Source organism: Prevotella pectinovora, from assembly GCF_000834015.1.
GTDB lineage: Bacteria > Bacteroidota > Bacteroidia > Bacteroidales > Bacteroidaceae > Prevotella > Prevotella pectinovora.
In genome coordinates this window covers 36092-55173 of sequence record NZ_JXQI01000025.1, presented here as the reverse complement: position 1 = coordinate 55173, position 19082 = coordinate 36092, and the positions used below count along the sequence as shown (strand labels likewise).

The window sequence follows — 19082 nt, the reverse complement described above, 5'->3', positions numbered from 1 at the left end:
ATTCTGCACCTTCATCCTCAAGCTTTTTAAAGGTTAAGTATTACAATTTAGATACTATCTCTACGAAATTCTCAATCACATATTCCTGATCTTCATCCGTCATTTTCGTATTCAGAGGCAGCGTGATTTCATTCTCAAACATGTGATAGGCATTCGGGAAATCCTTGATGTCAAAGCCCAACTTCTTATAGGCAGTCATCATAGGCAGTGGCTTATAGTGAACGTTCGTAGCGATGCCACGTTCTGCCATCTTCTCAATCACCTTGTTGGCCTCTTCACGTGTCTTGCCCAACAGTCTGACCAAGTACAAGTGACCGGATGATACATGTTCCTCATCATAATGATTCAATACGGCAACATTCAAGTCTTTGAAAGCCTCGTCATAGCGCTCGATCATCTTCTTGCGGCGCTCCAGCAAACCCTTATAACGCTGCATCTGTACCAGTCCGATTGCTGCCACAACATCTGTCATGTTGCACTTATACCAAGCACCGATGATGTCATACTCCCATGCACCGAGTTTTGTCTTAGCTAATGCATCCTTGTTCTGACCATGCAGACTCAGCAACTGCGCCTTACGATAAAGGTTTTCATTCCATGTCTCGCCCTCGATCTCAGGCACGCCACTGAAAACATTATCTGCATTCTTATCCAAATCTTTCACCACTTTCTCATTACCGAAAGGTAGGTTCCAAGACAATGCGCCACCTTCAGCCGTTGTAAAATTCTTCACGGCATGGAACGAGAAAGAAGAGAAGTCCGCTATCGCTCCCACCATCTTTCCCTTGCGTGATGCACCAAATGCATGAGCGGCATCACAGCAAATGGCTACTCGTCCTATCATCTTCTGCAAGTCTGTTTTTGGAGTAAAGATATCCTTCTTGCTCTCCACTATGGCAAACAAGCGGTCGTAGTCGCATGGAATACCAGCCAAATCCACAGGGATGATAGCCTTAGTCTTGGGAGTGATGGCCTTCTCTACAGCTTCATAGTTCATCTCAAGGCAATCCTTCTGCACATCCACGAAAACGAGCGTCGCTCCCACATGTTCCACGATAGAAGCACTAGCCGTATAGGTATAGGCAGGAACTATCACCTCATCACCTTCGCCCACACCTAACAGACGTAAAGCCATCTCAGCACAAGCCGTCTGTGAGTTGAGACAAACCGCTTTGTCTGAGCCTACAAACTCTGCAACTTCTTTTTCCAACTTCTTTGTGCGTGGTCCGGTTGTAATCCACCCGGACAAAATGGCATCACGCACCTCATTTGCCTCTGCCTCCGTCATATCTGGCGGAGAGAAAGGCACATTACGCAATTTCATTGTCATAATATGTATTTATTGATTAAAATGTTTATTCTTGTTTCCCTTCTTTTCGTTTCAAGAAACCATATACAAACTGCCACACATAGCCAATCGTGCTATAGAGTGCTACATGTCTGAATTTCCAGGAATGTTTGAAAGCGTTGCCGATGACATGCAAACGCTCATACCATCGTCCTTTGCCACGATTGTAGATTGATGTGTCGTCGTTCAAAACGCTCTCTATAGTCCTTGCGGCATACCTGCTGTCAGCGAATATCGTCTTGTCATGCAGTTCTACGCCGAGATATTCCACTGCGATAGTATTCAGAACATCCGTAAAGCCATCCAATCTGAACCGTTTGCAAAGCTCATAAAATTCCTTCCACTGTAGTTTGTCTTGATTCGCTTTCATCCAGCAAGCCCAATCCACGATATGATGCAGACGGATTCCCTCCACCAAGAAATGCGTAAGCGAATGATAAAGCATGAACAAACCTTCCGCTTCTATTGGCAGCGTATAAATGTCAGTCCCGTCAAGCCTTTCGAGTTGGCTTGCGTCACCAATCGCATCTATAATGAATTTATGTAGAGCCATATCTGTTCCACCACGTCGGGCAGAAGTGAAAAACCGGTGATTCTCGATTATCAGCGTCTTGTAGATGATGTGCGAATGCTTATACCATCCGTCATCAACCTTCAATCCATTCTTGCGCGCCACATCATTTCCTTGCTTATATACACAATTGCCTTTGTTGTCAATCAAGTAGCAATCAAAATCTCCCAGTTCCCTATGTGTTGGTTTCGGATAATAACGGCTATGCGCCAGTCCTTTGAATACTATTGTCTTTATGCCATGCCGTTTCCACATTTCGGAAACGTGCTTCGCCAATTCAAAATACCTGGTATGCAAGTTTTCCGTCAGTACTGTCTCGGTGTAGATCTTTAATATCTGCTCGCTCTCAGGAAATCCTTTGATATCAGCCCCACTCTTTTTGAGGTTGTCGAATGCATCATAAACCAAACCGCGAATGCCTTGTTTCTTGGCAAGCGCCAACACATCCTGCCAGTCGGCATTGTCGGGAATTGTCTGCCTCCCCCGTCCGTTTATGACTATGTCTGATAGTTGTAATAAAGCTTCAGCAGATGTGTTCATAGAGGTCTTATTTCAGCTTCTTCACATACCACATTTTCTTCCAGCCGTTGCCCACGACATTCATCATGGTCCAGAACGTAGCCATCACGGGATTCATCCCCTCTGCCACATGAAACAAAGGATAATGTGCCCAGATGCGTTTCCACAACGGCTTCGGAGTGATGCTCACCTTGCGGCGGCGATATCTCGCCAAGTTCTCCTTCAACAAATGGCAAGGAGCCTTTCTCACCACTTTCAGCCAAAGGGCAGTATCATTGTTCTTGCGTACATCCTTAATCTGTATCAGTCCTATGCGCTCTCTGTCATACATCACAGCCAAGCATCCTGGCCAGCAGCACATAAACATGGCAAACTTACTCACTTTCTTGATTCCTGACACATACACGCCCAAATCCTTGCCATCCTCACTCATCTCAGTATATTCATGATAAGAGAAAGCATAACCATTCTCCGCCATAAACTTCAGTTGATGTTCCAATTTTTCTGGCAACCACAAGTCATCAGAGTCAAGAAAAGCGATCCATCGTCCCCTTGCTCTGCGCAAAGCATTGTTACGGGTTATTGCAGCCCCAGAGTTCTCTGGATTACATTCATACTTAATACGTTTGTCAGTCTCCATAAAAGGCTTTACCACCTCAAGTGTATTGTCCTTTGAGCAATCGTCTTGAATAAGAAGTTCCCAATTCTGGTATGTCTGCGCTTGAATACTCTTTATCGTTTCTGCTATAAAATCAGCACACGCCCAAGTGGGAGTGATAATAGATACCAATCCGTAGTCTTGCATAATAAAAAATCTTCGCTTGAATATAAAGGGATACAATATGCTGCCGTATGAGCATCAAAGCCCATACAGCATGTCGTAATAAAAATAAAATCAATTTGAAGTTCCCCACCGCAGTATCGCTCTGCGCTTATGCCGCCACTCGGATGGGGATATATTATTATTTACTGTTGTTGTCTATTTTGAAAGAATAGTCATGACTTATTCTATAATAATCAAAGCCAAACTGTTCTATTTGTGGACAACTTATCTGTGCGCCATTTTCGCCAGCCTCCTCTGCTTCCATCAATCGATTTCTGTTGAAAGCATTAATAGCTTTGTTCTCTGTTCGTTTTATGAGGTATGACATTAGACATACCTTTCTTTTCTTCTTGTTTATATACGACGATATTGATGGCACCTCAGTTAAGGTTTCCAAGCTCTGATAGAGTTGAAGCTCAACCTTTTGATATTTTCCTTTGGGGAAAACAACAGTTCTTGTTCCATCTTTTTGGGTCTTTTCAATAGGACGAGATAGATTTTCTATTCCACCTATAGAGCTTGTCACCTCACACAATAGAATAATATTATAAGTGTCAGTATCTGTCAGGATAAAGTCACATCTGCGCTTACCATCAGAGATTTTGGTACCTGTATATCTGCCAATATATGTATCATAATTGACTACACTCAAGTTAAACGGATTGCCACAAAAAGACGCATACCCCTTTTTGTAACCAACAACAAATTGTGTGTCATCCTCTGTAAGGTCAAATTCACTCAAACTTGTTGTGTTTTCATCACATATACATCTTCTTCCTACGCCATAAAACTCAGGAAGGTCATTTTCCAAGAGATTCTTCATTTTGCAGCTGCTTTAATTCTTGGTATTTATCATATATGTTATTGATGTCCTCTGAGAGTCTATCCGTGTTGACGTAGTGAATGTTTTTAACTTTCAAGTCAACTACTCCTCCCGACAGAATCTGGTATACCGAAAGGTCATCATAGTCCACATGTGCACCGTCAATATCCGTCTTGCAGTCGTGAGCCTTCATCAACAGATTCAGAGAATTAATTATATATGGACTATGTGTAGCAAGTACCAATCCTATTTCACGGCTGTCGACCTTTGAATAGAACGCCAATCGTATTATCTCGTTCAACATCTGAATCTGAGAAGTTGGGTCAAGACTCAATTCAGGTTCCTCTATATGTATGTGTACATATTGTGGCATATCTGTAAGTTCCATTTCTGGGCGATACTGAGTGGTAAGGTTCTTTTCAAACAACAAGTCAATGATACTACGCTTCTGAGCCGACTTAAAGTCAAAAGCCTGAGCATAATAGTTCATCATGGCTATTAAAGGCGCTGTTGTCTGTATACCTGAAGACGCATGTCGAAGTTCAAATGAAGAGTAATTTTTGTCTTTAGGCTTAAGTATAAACTTCTTTTGGTTGTTGCCTCCGCGTTCCACATCCATGTCCAAACCTATGTAGTTCAAGTCAAAATGCTTTATGGCATCAGTAGCATTGTCAAATTCGGTAAATGTTTCATTAAAGAAAAAACCTAAATAAGCGTTTTTTGCCAATGTCCCCTGACTTGACAATGGGGCTATTGCACTTCTTGATTCTGCTACCCACACTTCTTTGAAGAAGCATAAGTCCTCGTTGGGTATTATAGCATTGTAAGACAGCTTGCCACCTGAATAACTTACAGAATACGAATTCCCGTTTATAGTAACAACATAATGAATGTATGTATCTGCAGTAACCAGTACACTCATATTATCACGCAACAAATCCCTGAATCTAAAGTTTATAACATTCTCTTCTATATGCGAGTTATGGAAATAAGCTCTTATAGAAAGGCGTTTGAATATGTAGCGCATCAATACAAGAGCCTTCATGAGCGTACTCTTGCCACTTGCTGAATTTCCAATAAATACCGTCAGTGGTTTTATATCGATAACGCCAGTATCTTCAAGAGGTCCTAAGTTCTTTATATGTATTGTTTCGTGAATCATAACCTTAATTATTTAGCAGATAAACTTTAAAATACAAAGTTAAACTTATTTCTTGAACTTTGCAAGAGTGCCATTCCAATTCTTTTGCAAGAGCTTGGTGAAAATAAGAGAAGGATTACATTCATACTTGATACGCTCGTCCGTTTCCATAAACGGCTTTACCACCTCAAGTGTATTGCCCTTTGAGCAATCGTCTTGAATAAGAAGTTCCCAATTTTGGTAAGTCTGACATTGAATACTCTTAATTGTTTCAGCAATAAAGTCTGCACACGCCCAAGTGGGAGTGATGATCGACACCAATCCGTAGTCTTGTATAATATTTATCAACTAATAAGTTTTATTTTTTGAATTTTTTTATGATAAATTCCAAGTAAGCTTTGCACCAATAATTTTAAAATCTAGTCCGTTTGGGGGTTAATCAGCAAACCATCCAGACAATTGCCTGACAATCGCCAGGCAGCCAAATATCTGCCTGTCAGAATATTACAACAAAAAACCAGACAATCTGACAGTTTTTCGGCAATTCTTGGTTTTACTAAAAACCAGCGATATGGGCACCTTTTACTCATATCAACCAACTTTAATTAATTCTGCCAACGGGTAGAAACTGTATTATTCTATTTGAATTCTTGTTCCGTCCGATGGTATCGCACCATATCGCTCTTGGCGGTCACTTGTGCGGACGGAAAGGCCATTACTTATTTCTTTTTCAAAGGGAAATCCTTTATGCTAAATTTCTCACCAAGCAATTTGTTGAATTCAGGAGTATAGAAGTCCATGAAGCCACCTTGCGAAGTGAAAGTCAATTCGCCAAAGTATATTTTTCCGTCTATGTTGTATAGATCAACACGAAGTTCGGGGAAACCTTTTGACAGCTTTTCTGCTATCTCCACCATTTTATCGAAGTTCTTAGGCTTAGGAATGATGTCTCCTCTTAGATAGTCAGAATTGAATACTGAGAATTCTGGGTGTGCGTTCCAGTCCATGTCGTATGTCATCACATGGGCACTATTGCCACCTGCACTACGATCATTGCATATCCAAGTATAGTAGCACTTACCATTAAAGCACCACATCTTATAGTCGGTCAACGATGTTGCACCTTTTTCTAATGGCAACACTTCTTCTGCAATCACACAAGGCTTCATATTCTTGTAATGAGGTTCTGCATGAAGCGCACCGATATTCTTGCGACTCAACCATTCCCCAATCATTTCTATATACTCAGCTTTCTTCTTTGGAGTGAGATCAGCCTTGCGTATAATCTTGTTTGTACCCTTACCGTCACCATTGTTAGCCTTAATGATAAAAGTATCAGGTAGCACATCAAAGTTCACTTCCTCTTTCTTATACCAAGTGGCATAGAGCTTCACCAATGTGTCACCAAGACCTATTTTCTCCACATAGTCACGCACCGTTCGCTTGTCAGCCAATTCTGTCCATCTTGTTGTATCAGAATAAAGCTTCGCCCACAGTATTTTCTCATTCAATGTCTGAGGGTTCTTAAGGTTAAGCGATTCCTTAAACACATAGCGATAACGTATCTTCAACAAAGTCTCTGGAAAATGATTACCCATAAACTCTGTAAACTTAATCAAAGGCCAGAACATAATTCTGCCCGATTTGCTTAATGTTGGATGAAATGCCATATTTTATTGTTTTTATTCTTATTTTAAAAATCTTCTTTTTATAAAATCTTTCAGCAGACTGTTTCCCAATGTTGGATGTTTAATCATATTGTTAATAATATATCTGTGATTGGCTTTTCTATAAGCAGCATAGTTTCTACTTATTTCCGCATGATACTGTTCTGAGTTATCTTCTTTCTTAAGAGCTTCATTCAGGTAGTCAAATCGCCATTCTGCAGGTATCTTCGATTCTTCTACTACAACAGGAGTACTGTCATTCTCGATATGTATATATTCTACACTTGGTTGTTCTGTGTCAAGGTCAAACTTTACTATAGCACCTATTTTTGTAGGCTCCCAAGCCATCTCAAAAACAAAGTTTCCAAGTGAGTAGAATATGTATTTACCATTATATTCCTCATATCCTTGAAGCACATGAGGATGCATACCTATTATAAGGTCAAAACCGATGTCAATCAACCAATGGGCAAACTTCTTTTGTGCTGACGAAGGACGGTTTATGTACTCGTTTCCCCAATGAATGTATAGCACTTTGAATGCGTCCACCGGTAATGACTTCAGTTCTTTTTCTATTTCCTTATATTCTGGATTATACCAATATAAAGGAGCATCCGTAAAATCATCAATACGAAGACACATACCTGTAAATGACACCGTTCTTCCTTGATGGTTCATTACAACAGACTTCTGTTTATTTGCTCCGAAACATTTTGAACCATAACCGCAGATAGCATCAAATGTCTGTTGGTACGCTTCTTTGCCATGCTGCATTGCATGATTGTTGGCAAGACCATACACATCAAAGTGATTAAGATTTTGCAAAACTCTTGGCTGTACCCTAAACACCTCTCCCGCAAAGCCTGCATTATCTGTCACATTTGATGCCACTCCTTCGAAATTGCCAACCCAAAGATCATTAGCTTTTCTTTCAAGCTTACGGAAAGGGTCAAAACCATTGGCTATTCTGGTACCAATACCAAAACCTGCATTGAAATACCAATCGGTTAGATTTATATCTCCTGTGAAATTTATCATCTGTTCGATTTTAATATTTTGGCAGGATTTCCCACCACAACCACATTATCTGGTACATCATGCGTAACTATTGCGCCTGCTCCAACTATAGAGTTATGACCAATTGTTACATTTCCAATAATCTGTGCATGCGTACCTATCACTACATTATCTCCAATAATCGGTAGACCTTTATGCCCAGCTCTTCCTCCCATTGTGACACCATGAAGAATCTTGCAATTTTTTCCAATCCTTACGCCTGGATGAAACACACATCCTAAGGCATCATGAGGAAATACAGTGCCTTTCCCTATCATCATTTGTGGAGGAACATCAGCAGAAAAAATAATTCTTATCCCCCCACGTAGCATTTGGGCAATTACGTTTAGGTGATGATTATACAACCAATGTTCCACCTTGTGTATTGTACTAATCCTATCCATTTTCCTTTATTATTTCTTGATAAAACATTATTGATTCTCTTGCCACATTATCCCATGAATATCTTTCTGCAGTCTTTCTACATTCTTCAAAATATTTATTGGGATCGACGGACAGTTCATTATAAGCCTTCTTAATTGTTTGGACAATAGATTCTGCTGTCAAATCTATCACCCAACCACAATGATTCTCTTTTATTAGTTCTGCCATATTTGTCATTGGTGTCACCATACAAGGACAGCCATAAGACAAAGCCTCAAGAATTGTCATAGGCATACCTTCTGATCTAGATGGCAGAATGTTTATTGAAGCTTTCTTTAATACTTCAGCTTTTTCATTACCAGCAACAAAACCATGATATTTTACGAAATCACCATATTCAAGCAGTAATTTGTAAGTATCATCATACTTATTTCCATAGAAATTAAATTCTAATTTATCTTTCCATCCTTCACATTGCAATTTCTTAACAGCCTCCAATAATACGTCTATTCCCTTACCATAATAGTCAATACGTGATAAGAATGTTATATTCATCTTTTTCTGAACTACACGATTGGGAATTATATCATTAGGAACGTTTACCCCATTAGGCAATATAGTATAGTTTTTATTTGTTCTCTTAAAAACTGACTTTTGGTATTCATTTCCACTGAGATATACTACTGCCTTTGCCTTATGTATAAACCAATTAAACAATAGCAGATTTGCTATTTTCTTTTTCAGCCATCCCTTCTTTGCATTATCTCTTGATGCTCCACCATGAAACACCAATACGTAAGGGATATTCCTTTTCCTCAATAAGTACGAAAAAGTTATCTGCTGTATTTCATACAGAGAGTTAAACACTACGATGTCAGGCTTGTAACTTTCAAGTAAAGTCTTAAATTCTTTTGTTGTAGGTATATAATATATAAATTGTTCATCTACAACAGACTGCTTTGTTGTAATAGCAATCTTCACATTATTATTCAACTTTATTTGGGCTTTTGCCAAACAAGTTACCGCCTCATATATACCATTTAATTTGCCACTTCTACCGAAGTAAGCTATATGCAGAATCTTCATTTTGAGCAATATTAGATAATGTAAATATCATAAACCAAAATGGTAAATATACCATCTGATTAATTGACATAGAAAATATTATAAATATAAACAATGAAACCGTACTTATCAGTTTTATCTTTTTCAAGCGAGGGCCTCTTTTACCACGAATTCTTTTGTAGATGTTATAATATAACATCATCATTAGCAAAAATCCGGCTAAACCTTGTTCTGCAAAACAACACGTTATTGTATTATGATCACCATGGTGTGTTCTAACGTGAAATCCAGGCACTGAATAAGCATGGGATGTAGTTCCTTCTCCCATGCCTAATATACAATAAACAGGGTGAGTTAGCACAAAGTTTACCCCTCTCATTGATATCTCTTTTCTTAGATCAGAAGCATGCCCTAAAGTATCACTATTTTCCGTCTCTCGCATTGTATAATTCTCCAAGGCCTGCTCTACTAATTTGGGAGCAAAGTAGATTGTAAGACATGCTATAGACAATGCCCCTATAATAGCCAAACTTTTATTCTTCAAAAAATTATCCCAAAAGAACCCTATTGCCATTACAGAAAAACATACCAAACCTGTTCGTGAAATACTTGTCGATACTAAAAATAATAAAACTAACATTTCAAATAGAACACCTATACGGACAATCTTTATTCTATACATTTCCCATAATAGTTGTAGATAGAAAAATAGTACTAATAATGTTGTACACATATAGTTCGGATCTTCATAAAATCCTTGATAACGATAATATACGCCCCCAAAATATTCTTTTACAAGAGCTATTAATGCAATAGGTATTATTATATTTACTCCTATAACTAATCTTCTTATCGGTATAGTAATGACAAATAATGTTGCGCCAATGATTATACAAAGCTTTATCCACACACTTAAGGATTGTTCATATGGAGATAGTATACAAGAAAAAAAAGACGTTGTAACAAACGCCAAAGCGATTTTCCCAATTTTCCCAATTCTCCTTCGAAGAAAGAACAAAGCATAAAATAATGAAAGTCCTGCTCCCAAATGAAAAAACTTGATAGATTCATTTAACTGCAAATTATTGAAAATATGTAACAATAACGTTACTGTTATCAATAATGTATAGATACCTGTTTTTCTATTTTTTACTGAAATACTTCGCATTTAAATAGAAATAAATTTTAAAGTTTATATGATTCGTCCGACAATAAGGGCTATTTTCTCAATTAGGGACAACCTGTAATTGCATATAGAAAAGAATGAAGGATAAACATATTCTCTTTTTAGTCTTCTTATAGTTCTTATTGTTGACACAAGTTTCTTTTCTCTTAATAAAGCATTTATAGCAGCTTTAAACAAAAGTATTTTAGCTGAATTCATACTCTTATTATACATATCTGTATTATCTATTTGCTTGGCTATGTATTTTTGTGCTACAAAACATTGTTCTACTTTATTAAATGAAGGATTATTGGAACAACTACTTTCGTTCGATATATTATAGCAATAGCAAACATCTGACAAATCAATAATACTTTGGCATCTATTTACTAATAGGCTGAGTACTAACCAATCTTCAGCCATTACCAAATTGGAATTAAAGCGTATTGAAGGATTATTAAATAAATCAGCCTTATATACGCCTCCCCACACACCAAGCAGAGAATTTCTTTCCAAAATTCTTTGCATAATAGCGTTCTTCGATTTTGAGAATGGTAGAACAAGTTTTCGATTATTATCTCCGCCCAACGATTCTATGTATACCATAGAGAATCTTACTATTTCATATTTATCGAAATATGAAGAACACAATGTTAAAGTATTTTCTAATAACCAGTCATCGCTGTCTACAAATGTAACAAAATCACCTCCAATATTGTCCAACCCTAAGTTTCGGGCTGAACTTACTCCACCATTCTCTTTATGGAAAACCTTTATACGGTTATCACGCTTTGCATACTCATCACAAATATCACCACTTCGATCTGGGGAACCATCATCAATTAACAACAATTCCCAATCGGTAAATGTTTGGGCAAGTATGCTGTCAATGCAACGGTTTAGATATTTCTCCGCTTTAAATACGGGGACTATAATACTTACTTTTGGCATATTTTCATTTTGTCTTATCATTTTATCAAGACACTATATTACGTATATACTTCAGTTTCTGTTCTATCTCTTCATTCGGTCTGAACGTGGCACGAACAAACTTCTCAAAGATAGAATAACTATCAAAGATAGAACATATATTCGTTGCTATACTCTTTGCTTCATATTCCTCTTCGGCAGGAACGTCCGTCTTTATTAGGTATGGCTGAATAAAATCGCAGAAAGTAGCATAATCGGACTCTGTGTTCTGATATTGGATTATCAATTCATCACACATAAGATTGGTATCAATACCAACATATTCATCACCTTCCCTGTAATAACTTCGAACATAACAACCCGATTTAAGGAATCTATTAAAAGGAGTTCCTTTGTGGGATATTTCACCTGGTGATGGCTTTCCATTTATCTCTATGTATTTCACTAACGACATTCCTGCAAGCATTTCAAGTTGGTTCCTTTCAAATAAATCCAATGCAATATCATCTGGTTCGTAATCATCTGGGTATGCATTATAAAAGGAAGCTAATAGATGATTTATCTTCTCGAGAAACTTTCCTTTGCCAATAGAATATTCAAACAAAGATATTAGTTGTTTTTGCAATTCATCCACGTCAACTCCTGTACGTATCCAGTATCTTTCCGACATTATCTCTGTGATACCTTTCTTGGTTAGCCATGGAAGGAACTCTAATAATGCGCACATATAATTGCGCATAACCTTGACATTCTGATACCCATGCATGTAGTAACTCCTAAAGTGCTCATAGAGAGAATTTCTCGAATCTTCTTTCTGCGACCACTCTTGTATGTTTTTTCTTACTTCTTCAACATCGTTTTCTATCATGAGCATTTCAAATTCTGTCGCACCAATGACGTTTTTTGGCAGACGATAGCAGAAATAATTAGCAAAGCTGATTTGCGAACGAATCTCCCGAGATGATTTTTCAGTCTCGCTGTTATTAGGGAACAGCCTCTTTAATAGTCTGTCGCAGGGTGTATTGTTATCGCTTTCATAAACCAACAGTCTTGCTTTGGACAATGTTACAGGACGTTGTTTCAGCAAAGTCATCGGCTTATACATCAATGTGCGATGGATGTCAGGGAATGCGAAGTGTAAAAGCTCTATTCCTACAAAATCCTTGGTGACAAAATCCTTAGTGTGACTAATAATTGATTTCAGGTTTACAGCAAAGACATTGGCAAATCGCCTGGCTTGCCGGAAATTAGGAACATATTCGGTGAATGACAATCCATCAGCATCAAGCAGTTGTCTGATAGACCGTTTTAGTATTGATGCGTTGCTTTCATTGAGTGCGGCTATACGAACAATCTCCTCCATAAATACATCAAGCAATGTTTCATCCTCAAACTTGGGCAAAGAAACTTCCAGATGGAATATCTTCTGAATATATTCCTCTGCGCGTTTTATGTTTTTTGACTCGTTTAATACATTGCAGATATAGTCACGGTCATACGCTACGATGAATACTACATTGCGGAAGTTTGCTGTAATTCTGATTAGCCGTAACACCTCAAACAATTCATTGCCCTCCAACCGGTCAAGGTCGTCAATAAATATGGCAAATGGCTTTGAATCATTCGTTGCTATAGCCTCTTCTATCTTATCCTTAAGCGACTCTAGGGTCTCTTCCCTTTTATTCAACGGGAGTATCTTAGCGAGAAATGTAAGAGAAGGATGGATATCAGCATCAAGCACAATATCACGATATTTCTGGATAGCATCCTGCAACGGCCTGTCATTATATTCAGTTTGATTACTCATCAATGCAAAAAACTGAGAGATGATCTGTTCCTTGTCAGTACATGTCCAGGGATTGAAGGATACCACTCTATAGTCTGCATCCATTTGTTTCTGCATGCTCTTGAGGAATGAAGTCTTGCCACTGCCCCAATTTCCCGAAATGCCGATTGCCAGTGATTCTTTTTTCAAACGGCTCTTTGGCATAAGCGCCAACAGATTACTAACGTAATTATCCCATCCGGTTTCTCTGAGCTCGCAATATACTCCATCCATGCAATATCCCTTTTTGTCATCAGCATAAGTGCCATTTGCGTTTGAATTGCCAAGGGAAAGATATTCCCTCGCCAATGCTGTTATATCAAGGATAAGTATAGCTATCAATAAAATGATCAAAAGAGAACCATAATCGGTATCAATAAAAAATAGTTTAGGAAATATCCAATGATTGTTGGTGAGAAGGTAAACAATGGAAAAACTACAGCTTATACATCTCAGGGTATTGCCTTTACTATGATATACATTCTTGCCTATTGTAGCGAAAAGGCATATTAATGTCAGGGCGAATAGAAAATTGAACCAACCGTTTGTGGTACATGCTTTGTATACATAACCAAACGACTTGCCTACCCATATTTCGCTAACGTAGGTTTCGATATCACTCCTCAAAGCATATAAGCCAGAGAGGAATAAAGTGGCAAAGAGTGAATAATACAGTTTACTCATTCAGCTGAGCTAATAACAAGTCTTTACTTTCACTTCTCTTCTCTTCCAATATGCCATTAACCACTGCCCAATCAATAGGCTTGGAAATATCTATATTGTCGAGTTTGTCTGCATCCAGTAGTCTGTCTTCAAGATGAAAGGTCTTCAAAAGGGATGTAAATCGGCTCATACCTCTTTCTGCGTTTCCTATCACCCAGAAAGGCTTGTTGAAGAGGATTGAGAAAACCATTCCGTGGAAACTGTCAACAACCGTCATCTCTGCATCCATAAATGAGCGAAGCCATGCGGTGACACCGGGGAAAACACAATCCTCGATTCGAGTCTTTACATCTTTTTTTGTCCGGGTTTCTGCTTGGCATTTAGGTAATACTTGAAAAGACCTCAGTTCATTAGCCTCAGCTATATGTTGTATAAAAGCAGCCTTCTTTTCATCAGGATCAAGAATATAATTGAAAAGTGTTCCGCTAGATTTCGGTTCTTTCTCTTGTTCTATCAATTGTATATAATCCTCTTTAGTCAGAAGCATAGTTGGGTCAAGCACATGAACGGCATCTACACCTAAATGCTCTTTGCAAAGCTTAACTCCAGAGTCTTCTCGAACGGTTACGAGATTGAACTGTTGTGCTAAAGCCTTACAGCCTCTAGTCTGCTGTGGAGTAAACTCCCACTTGTCTGTACCGAAAGATGCCGCATAAGCAATGCGCTTCACTTGTTTGTCTTTCACAAAGTCAAGGAACATTGATTTTAAAAACGTGTTGTAACATGGACGCCAACACTGGTCGCTACCTACTACAAAAGCTCTATATCCTCCTTCTTCTGCTTGCTTTACAAATCCATCGTATGAATGAATAGTCTCTGTATGCTTTATGTATGTATTGATAAAGTGATTAGTATTACGCTGAATAATTGCTCTTTCCTTTGCATTTGGCCTATATCTCATTTGGGGATATTTGCTTGGGGAAAGGAAATGAAACGTTTTTACTTTTATATCGTACAATAAACAACGGAGTCCTTTACCAGCCCCTTCCCAATCTACAGTTTCAACTTCGTGCCCAGCTCTAATGAGTGTTTGTTGCAAAGCATAGTTCTGCAACAATCCTCCATAGTTAGCATGAAGTGGTTGAGTCAGTATTCCTATTTTCATATCAATCTCTTTAAATTAATAAATTTCCACCCATATCATACAGACACTCCTGAATTTTCTGTTTTGTTTCGGCATTAAGACCTATATAATGACACATTCTTGCCAAAAGTTTATTTAATCCCCATTCTTTACATTGTATCTGCCCTTCATTATATGAATCACGAACAAAAACGTTGGGATTGCTGTAATAAATATCGCCATTGTACTCAAAAGAGTTGAATTGTTCCAAAAACAATATGGTAACTTCATTAGATGTTCCATCCTTAGTTACTCTCATCTTGTATTCAACAGTTCTTACTTTTTCATAGTCCACAATAACATTCTTATGTATTCTACCAAGTAGCTCTATTTCTTCTATCGTTTTCTCCAACTCTCTACGATAGAAAGGAGTCTCTATGTCATCATGAGAGAAAGGATTTAATAAAAGTTTACGATCATCTTGCAGATGTGCAGCCAATGATTCCAAGCCTAACAATTTAGCATACTTGTTTTGAAATATTCCAATCATCTTGCTTAGGTTACAATAACCTTGTTCAAAGATTATCTGTAAGATTTCGTTTTGAGAAAGGATGTTCTTCAAAATCTTCTCAGCAGCCTTTCGTAGAGCATTCACAGAAGCAGGTATCTCCAACATATAGAGATGAGCTTTTGCTTTTGCTATGTAGCTTTCCTCTAATACAAGTGCTGGTTGAAGGCAACCTGTATCATCTTTCTTTACATAAAGATTAAAGCTTGTCCAGTCATTAGTTTTCCCAAGTTGTTTTATCTCACTCATAACTAGATGGAAAAACGCTCTATCGTGAGTAAATATAAAAGTTTGAAAGCGATTTGAATATGTCAATAACTGTTTTATTACCATTCTACGAAATGGCATGTCAAGACTTATAAGCAAATCATCAATGAGAAGAACGGAAGGAAATTCATCTGTTGTAGCATGATCTTCCAATATAGCTAAACGTAAGGCTAATGCCATACATGTGATTTTCGCTTCATTAAAGAAAGAACGCGGATGTTCTATCAACGCATCATTAGCCAATAATGACGAAGTCATCCTCGCTTTCAGATATATCTTAGGAGATTCAAGTGTTGCGCTATAATTTCTAAATCCAATATACCTGTTGAATATAGCATCACTAACCGTCAACTCAATTTTTGCTTCAATATTAAATACATCTTCTATTATAGCATTTGCTCGGAGGACAAGAAATTGCAACTTATTTTTAAGTAACCTATTAAAAGAAGAAATGCGTTCTTGATAAGCTTTGTATTGGGCAGTTCCACGGTTAAAACTTGAATATTTCTTTTCATTACGTGGAATAACACCATCTGTATTAATAATCCTCTTGATGTATCCCCACCATTCACCAGCATTCAATATATTGGTCGGCGTACCGTCTATCTTTTGATATGGCTCATCAAAATCAATATATGGTAGAATCTCTTTTTCGAATATACTGAATACCTGATTATCTTCACTATTTTTAAAATCAAACAACGAAGATAGTATCTTGTAATTCAAGAAATCACTCGACATGGCAGTTCCACGCATAAAGCGCAGCGTTTCCTCATTAGCAGGATAGTATTCCACATCAGAGTCTACTATGCTTTTAGTTTCGCTATTACCATCATAAAAACTTATTTTTATGTAAGAGCCTTCACGTTCATCCACAAATCTGTTTCTTAGATTTTGGGGATGATTTGCGGTAAAATATTTCTGAGCTTCTGCTTGTTCTTTTGCATAAGCTTGAAAATGAGTAAACACACTCCAATAAATAGAACTTTTTCCTGCTCCATTTTCTCCATAAAGCAGGATGTTTTTTCTATCAATATTTAAAGTGAATGTATTTTTGAAGAACTTGAAATTCTTGACTTCTATTTGATTAATTCTCCAACTCATAAATCCGTTTTGTTTTGTTCTGCAAACCGCATAAATTCCAGCATATAAATCCGGTATTTTGCCATTTCATTTACGATACCATCATTATTAGAACCTATAGCTTTTATCAATTTCTCTATAAGTTCGATCTGCTTATCAGAAGCTTCTTCTGCAAGATAGGAATCAAGCATTATTGCATCTGTATCATGTTTCCACTTCTTTAAAACAGAAAAATTAGCCTTTCTAAAAAGATCTGGCATAATCATTTCCATAACCATCGCATCGCGCACCTGAGAAAGGAAGCTCAATAAACCAGTTAATGCAGGTATATTACTTCCTAGTCTTTTTTCATACACATATACAACTTGAGTTAAACATTCAAGATAGACACAACATTCTTTGTATATATCCTCCCATCGTATTACTAACTTTCTTAGATTTGCTATTGTAACATTACCTTCTAATTTTCCTTTTGTCGTTTTGTTTAGAAGGAATAGTTTACCTATTGATGAGTTTATGTAAAATTCTGAATATTTAGCATCAAAACGGTTGTCATTTTCGAAAAGCAGTACATAAGCTGTTTTCTCAGTACATACAGATGTGGCAACCATCTTTGATTGACAAATTTTTTTTTCGATGTAGACTTTTATACAATTATCCCATTCATGCTGAGTATCTAAATATTTTCTATAAGTCATCACCGTTGCAACTGTTTCCAACTTCATTTTAGAAGGCAAAGGCTTAATGAATGGTGACACCTTATAATTAATTCTTAGGTCTCTACTTATATAAGGTTTGCTATGCTGTAGTTCATGTACATATACAAAATGCTCCTCATTCAGTATATCATAGTAAGATTGACCTTTCGAATCAAAACAAGTCTTCATCTTCTGAAGATAATACTCATCTCTGTCTACGTGATGGCATTTTACAGGTTCGTCAGGGTGAACCACATCAGCTGCTATTACAGGATCATAATATATATACCTATCCTCTTTGCCATCAATCTTTACGGGACGTATCTCAGAAGACGGAACAGTTATATCAACATTTCTCAATAACACAAAATCGCCATCATCTAGGAACTGATCTATGAAAAATATATTTTGAGAAAAAAATAATTTTGATTTTATCTTATCAAAATATTCATTCCTTAAACGCACTATATCATTCTTCTTATAATCCATATTGTTAGTTCAGTTATAAAAATGATTTACACAATTCATCTGATAACTTAACCCCATACCTGACTTCAATAACCTTTCGAACAAAATCTATTTTCTTTTGTTTTTCAAAACTACATATTGCATTTATTTTATTGTAGTTAATCCAAGAAGGATGAGATTTACCTATCTTCTTCCAATTTATTTTCTTTTCTATTGTTCGTGTGATAATGTCAGATATATTCTTTAGGTTGGCTGTACAAACAACAAAATCATCAAACGTCATTTTATCATATGATGTCAATGCATTAGGTTGATTTTGGTAAGTTTTGTTAACCAAATGTCTTGACTTTACTGATTTATTGAAAGCACTAATGTATGTGGTTTCTGGCAACATATGGGCTACAGAATTTCTGCGTAAGCGGTAATATTCAAATAGATCTTTTTTGAATTGTTCTATTTTAACATCAATACCTCTTGTTTTTAGTTGCTTAAGCAACTGAGAAAGCTTAGTTCCTTTACCTTTTTGTTTGTCTATCTTTATATTTATCAGGAAATCTTTTAAATCCTTTATTATATCTTGTATGAAACAATCGAAAGCACCGTAAGGATAGATAAGATATGAGGCATACAAACTGTTTTCATAGTTATCAAAATCAAAGAATCCTTGATTTACCTTTGTTTCAATTGCTATTTTTTTAGTAAACAACTCAAAAGATAAGCTATTATCTTTACTTTTCTCTTCTTTGTATCTTTCAAGCAAAGCGCGATAGCAACACTCCTCAAATTGAATTAGAGAATCATAATCACCACACTGCTTCCAAAATTTCTTATTTGCTGGAATATCGAATGATGTTCCACGATATGCATAACGTTTCATTAGTTCTTTTCTTTTTTC

Annotated in this window: 17 protein-coding genes; all 17 read right to left on the bottom strand. The window is 37.1% G+C overall.

From position 1 onward, the window contains the following. Positions 1–40 precede the first annotated feature (40 nt). Positions 41–1330: a DegT/DnrJ/EryC1/StrS family aminotransferase gene (locus ST42_RS03290; RefSeq protein WP_044072269.1), complete on the bottom strand. Its 1290-nt coding sequence runs from the start codon at positions 1328–1330 to the stop codon at positions 41–43. 25 nt (positions 1331–1355) lie between these two features. Next, the gene (locus tag ST42_RS03285; protein ID WP_044072267.1) at positions 1356–2459 is read right to left on the bottom strand and encodes a nucleotidyltransferase family protein; all 1104 of its coding nucleotides are present in this window, start codon (positions 2457–2459) and stop codon (positions 1356–1358) included. Between the two features lie 7 nt (positions 2460–2466). After that, on the bottom strand, positions 2467–3243 hold the full coding sequence (locus ST42_RS03280) for a glycosyltransferase family 2 protein (RefSeq protein ID WP_044072266.1): 777 nt from the start codon (positions 3241–3243) through the stop codon (positions 2467–2469). A 157-nt stretch (positions 3244–3400) separates the two neighbouring features. After that, positions 3401–4084 carry a hypothetical protein gene (locus tag ST42_RS03275; RefSeq protein ID WP_044072264.1) on the bottom strand — a complete coding sequence of 228 codons (684 nt, stop codon included), beginning with the start codon at positions 4082–4084 and terminating at the stop codon, positions 3401–3403. Beyond that, entirely contained in the window at positions 4062–5246 is a 1185-nt protein-coding gene (locus tag ST42_RS03270) for an AAA family ATPase (RefSeq protein WP_052488207.1), read from the bottom strand. Before ST42_RS03270 ends, ST42_RS03275 begins: the two co-directional genes overlap by 23 nt. A gap of 45 nt (positions 5247–5291) precedes the next feature. Then, positions 5292–5543 carry a glycosyltransferase family 2 protein gene (locus ST42_RS03265; protein ID WP_231556897.1) on the bottom strand — a complete coding sequence of 84 codons (252 nt, stop codon included), beginning with the start codon at positions 5541–5543 and terminating at the stop codon, positions 5292–5294. Positions 5544–5944: 401 nt separating this feature from the next. Next, positions 5945–6823 (bottom strand): ATP-grasp fold amidoligase family protein, encoded by an 879-nt coding sequence (locus ST42_RS03260; protein ID WP_044072290.1) that lies wholly within the window; start codon positions 6821–6823, stop codon positions 5945–5947. Positions 6824–6913: 90 nt separating this feature from the next. Further along, positions 6914–7930: a CapA family protein gene (locus ST42_RS03255; RefSeq protein WP_044072261.1), complete on the bottom strand. Its 1017-nt coding sequence runs from the start codon at positions 7928–7930 to the stop codon at positions 6914–6916. Next, complete coding sequence (locus ST42_RS03250; RefSeq protein WP_044072259.1) at positions 7927–8352, bottom strand: serine O-acetyltransferase; 426 nt, start codon at positions 8350–8352, stop codon at positions 7927–7929. The genes ST42_RS03255 and ST42_RS03250 overlap by 4 nt, the downstream gene beginning before the upstream one ends. Beyond that, positions 8345–9418: a glycosyltransferase family 4 protein gene (locus ST42_RS03245; RefSeq protein ID WP_044072257.1), complete on the bottom strand. Its 1074-nt coding sequence runs from the start codon at positions 9416–9418 to the stop codon at positions 8345–8347. The genes ST42_RS03250 and ST42_RS03245 overlap by 8 nt, the downstream gene beginning before the upstream one ends. Next, entirely contained in the window at positions 9387–10565 is a 1179-nt protein-coding gene (locus ST42_RS03240; protein ID WP_156139284.1) for an O-antigen ligase family protein, read from the bottom strand. The genes ST42_RS03245 and ST42_RS03240 overlap by 32 nt, the downstream gene beginning before the upstream one ends. A gap of 24 nt (positions 10566–10589) precedes the next feature. Beyond that, the gene (locus ST42_RS13105) at positions 10590–11534 is read right to left on the bottom strand and encodes a glycosyltransferase family 2 protein (protein ID WP_052488204.1); all 945 of its coding nucleotides are present in this window, start codon (positions 11532–11534) and stop codon (positions 10590–10592) included. 4 nt (positions 11535–11538) lie between these two features. Beyond that, a complete protein-coding gene (locus ST42_RS03230; RefSeq protein ID WP_044072254.1) occupies positions 11539–14001 on the bottom strand; it encodes a KAP family P-loop NTPase fold protein in 2463 nt (820 codons plus the stop codon). Continuing rightward, positions 13994–15145, bottom strand: coding sequence for a polysaccharide pyruvyl transferase family protein (locus ST42_RS03225; protein WP_044072252.1), 1152 nt, complete (start codon positions 15143–15145; stop codon positions 13994–13996). Before ST42_RS03225 ends, ST42_RS03230 begins: the two co-directional genes overlap by 8 nt. A gap of 10 nt (positions 15146–15155) precedes the next feature. Next, on the bottom strand, positions 15156–17042 hold the full coding sequence (locus ST42_RS03220) for an AAA family ATPase (RefSeq protein WP_044072250.1): 1887 nt from the start codon (positions 17040–17042) through the stop codon (positions 15156–15158). After that, positions 17039–18208, bottom strand: coding sequence for a hypothetical protein (locus tag ST42_RS03215; RefSeq protein ID WP_044072248.1), 1170 nt, complete (start codon positions 18206–18208; stop codon positions 17039–17041). Before ST42_RS03215 ends, ST42_RS03220 begins: the two co-directional genes overlap by 4 nt. A gap of 13 nt (positions 18209–18221) precedes the next feature. After that, entirely contained in the window at positions 18222–19064 is an 843-nt protein-coding gene (locus tag ST42_RS03210) for a hypothetical protein (protein ID WP_044072246.1), read from the bottom strand. Between the last annotated feature and the right edge of the window lie 18 nt (positions 19065–19082).

Coding starts and splice junctions, on each gene's coding strand:
- ST42_RS03285 (WP_044072267.1), bottom strand. CDS start 2,459: ATGAACACATCTGCTGAAGCTTTATTACAACTATCAGACATAGTCATA.
- ST42_RS03270 (WP_052488207.1), bottom strand. CDS start 5,246: ATGATTCACGAAACAATACATATAAAGAACTTAGGACCTCTTGAAGAT.
- ST42_RS13105 (WP_052488204.1), bottom strand. CDS start 11,534: ATGATAAGACAAAATGAAAATATGCCAAAAGTAAGTATTATAGTCCCC.
- ST42_RS03255 (WP_044072261.1), bottom strand. CDS start 7,930: ATGATAAATTTCACAGGAGATATAAATCTAACCGATTGGTATTTCAAT.
- ST42_RS03210 (WP_044072246.1), bottom strand. CDS start 19,064: ATGAAACGTTATGCATATCGTGGAACATCATTCGATATTCCAGCAAAT.
- ST42_RS03275 (WP_044072264.1), bottom strand. CDS start 4,084: ATGAAGAATCTCTTGGAAAATGACCTTCCTGAGTTTTATGGCGTAGGA.
- ST42_RS03230 (WP_044072254.1), bottom strand. CDS start 14,001: ATGAGTAAACTGTATTATTCACTCTTTGCCACTTTATTCCTCTCTGGC.
- ST42_RS03280 (WP_044072266.1), bottom strand. CDS start 3,243: ATGCAAGACTACGGATTGGTATCTATTATCACTCCCACTTGGGCGTGT.
- ST42_RS03215 (WP_044072248.1), bottom strand. CDS start 18,208: ATGGATTATAAGAAGAATGATATAGTGCGTTTAAGGAATGAATATTTT.
- ST42_RS03240 (WP_156139284.1), bottom strand. CDS start 10,565: ATGCGAAGTATTTCAGTAAAAAATAGAAAAACAGGTATCTATACATTA.
- ST42_RS03220 (WP_044072250.1), bottom strand. CDS start 17,042: ATGAGTTGGAGAATTAATCAAATAGAAGTCAAGAATTTCAAGTTCTTC.
- ST42_RS03290 (WP_044072269.1), bottom strand. CDS start 1,330: ATGACAATGAAATTGCGTAATGTGCCTTTCTCTCCGCCAGATATGACG.
- ST42_RS03250 (WP_044072259.1), bottom strand. CDS start 8,352: ATGGATAGGATTAGTACAATACACAAGGTGGAACATTGGTTGTATAAT.
- ST42_RS03225 (WP_044072252.1), bottom strand. CDS start 15,145: ATGAAAATAGGAATACTGACTCAACCACTTCATGCTAACTATGGAGGA.
- ST42_RS03245 (WP_044072257.1), bottom strand. CDS start 9,418: ATGAAGATTCTGCATATAGCTTACTTCGGTAGAAGTGGCAAATTAAAT.
- ST42_RS03260 (WP_044072290.1), bottom strand. CDS start 6,823: ATGGGTAATCATTTTCCAGAGACTTTGTTGAAGATACGTTATCGCTAT.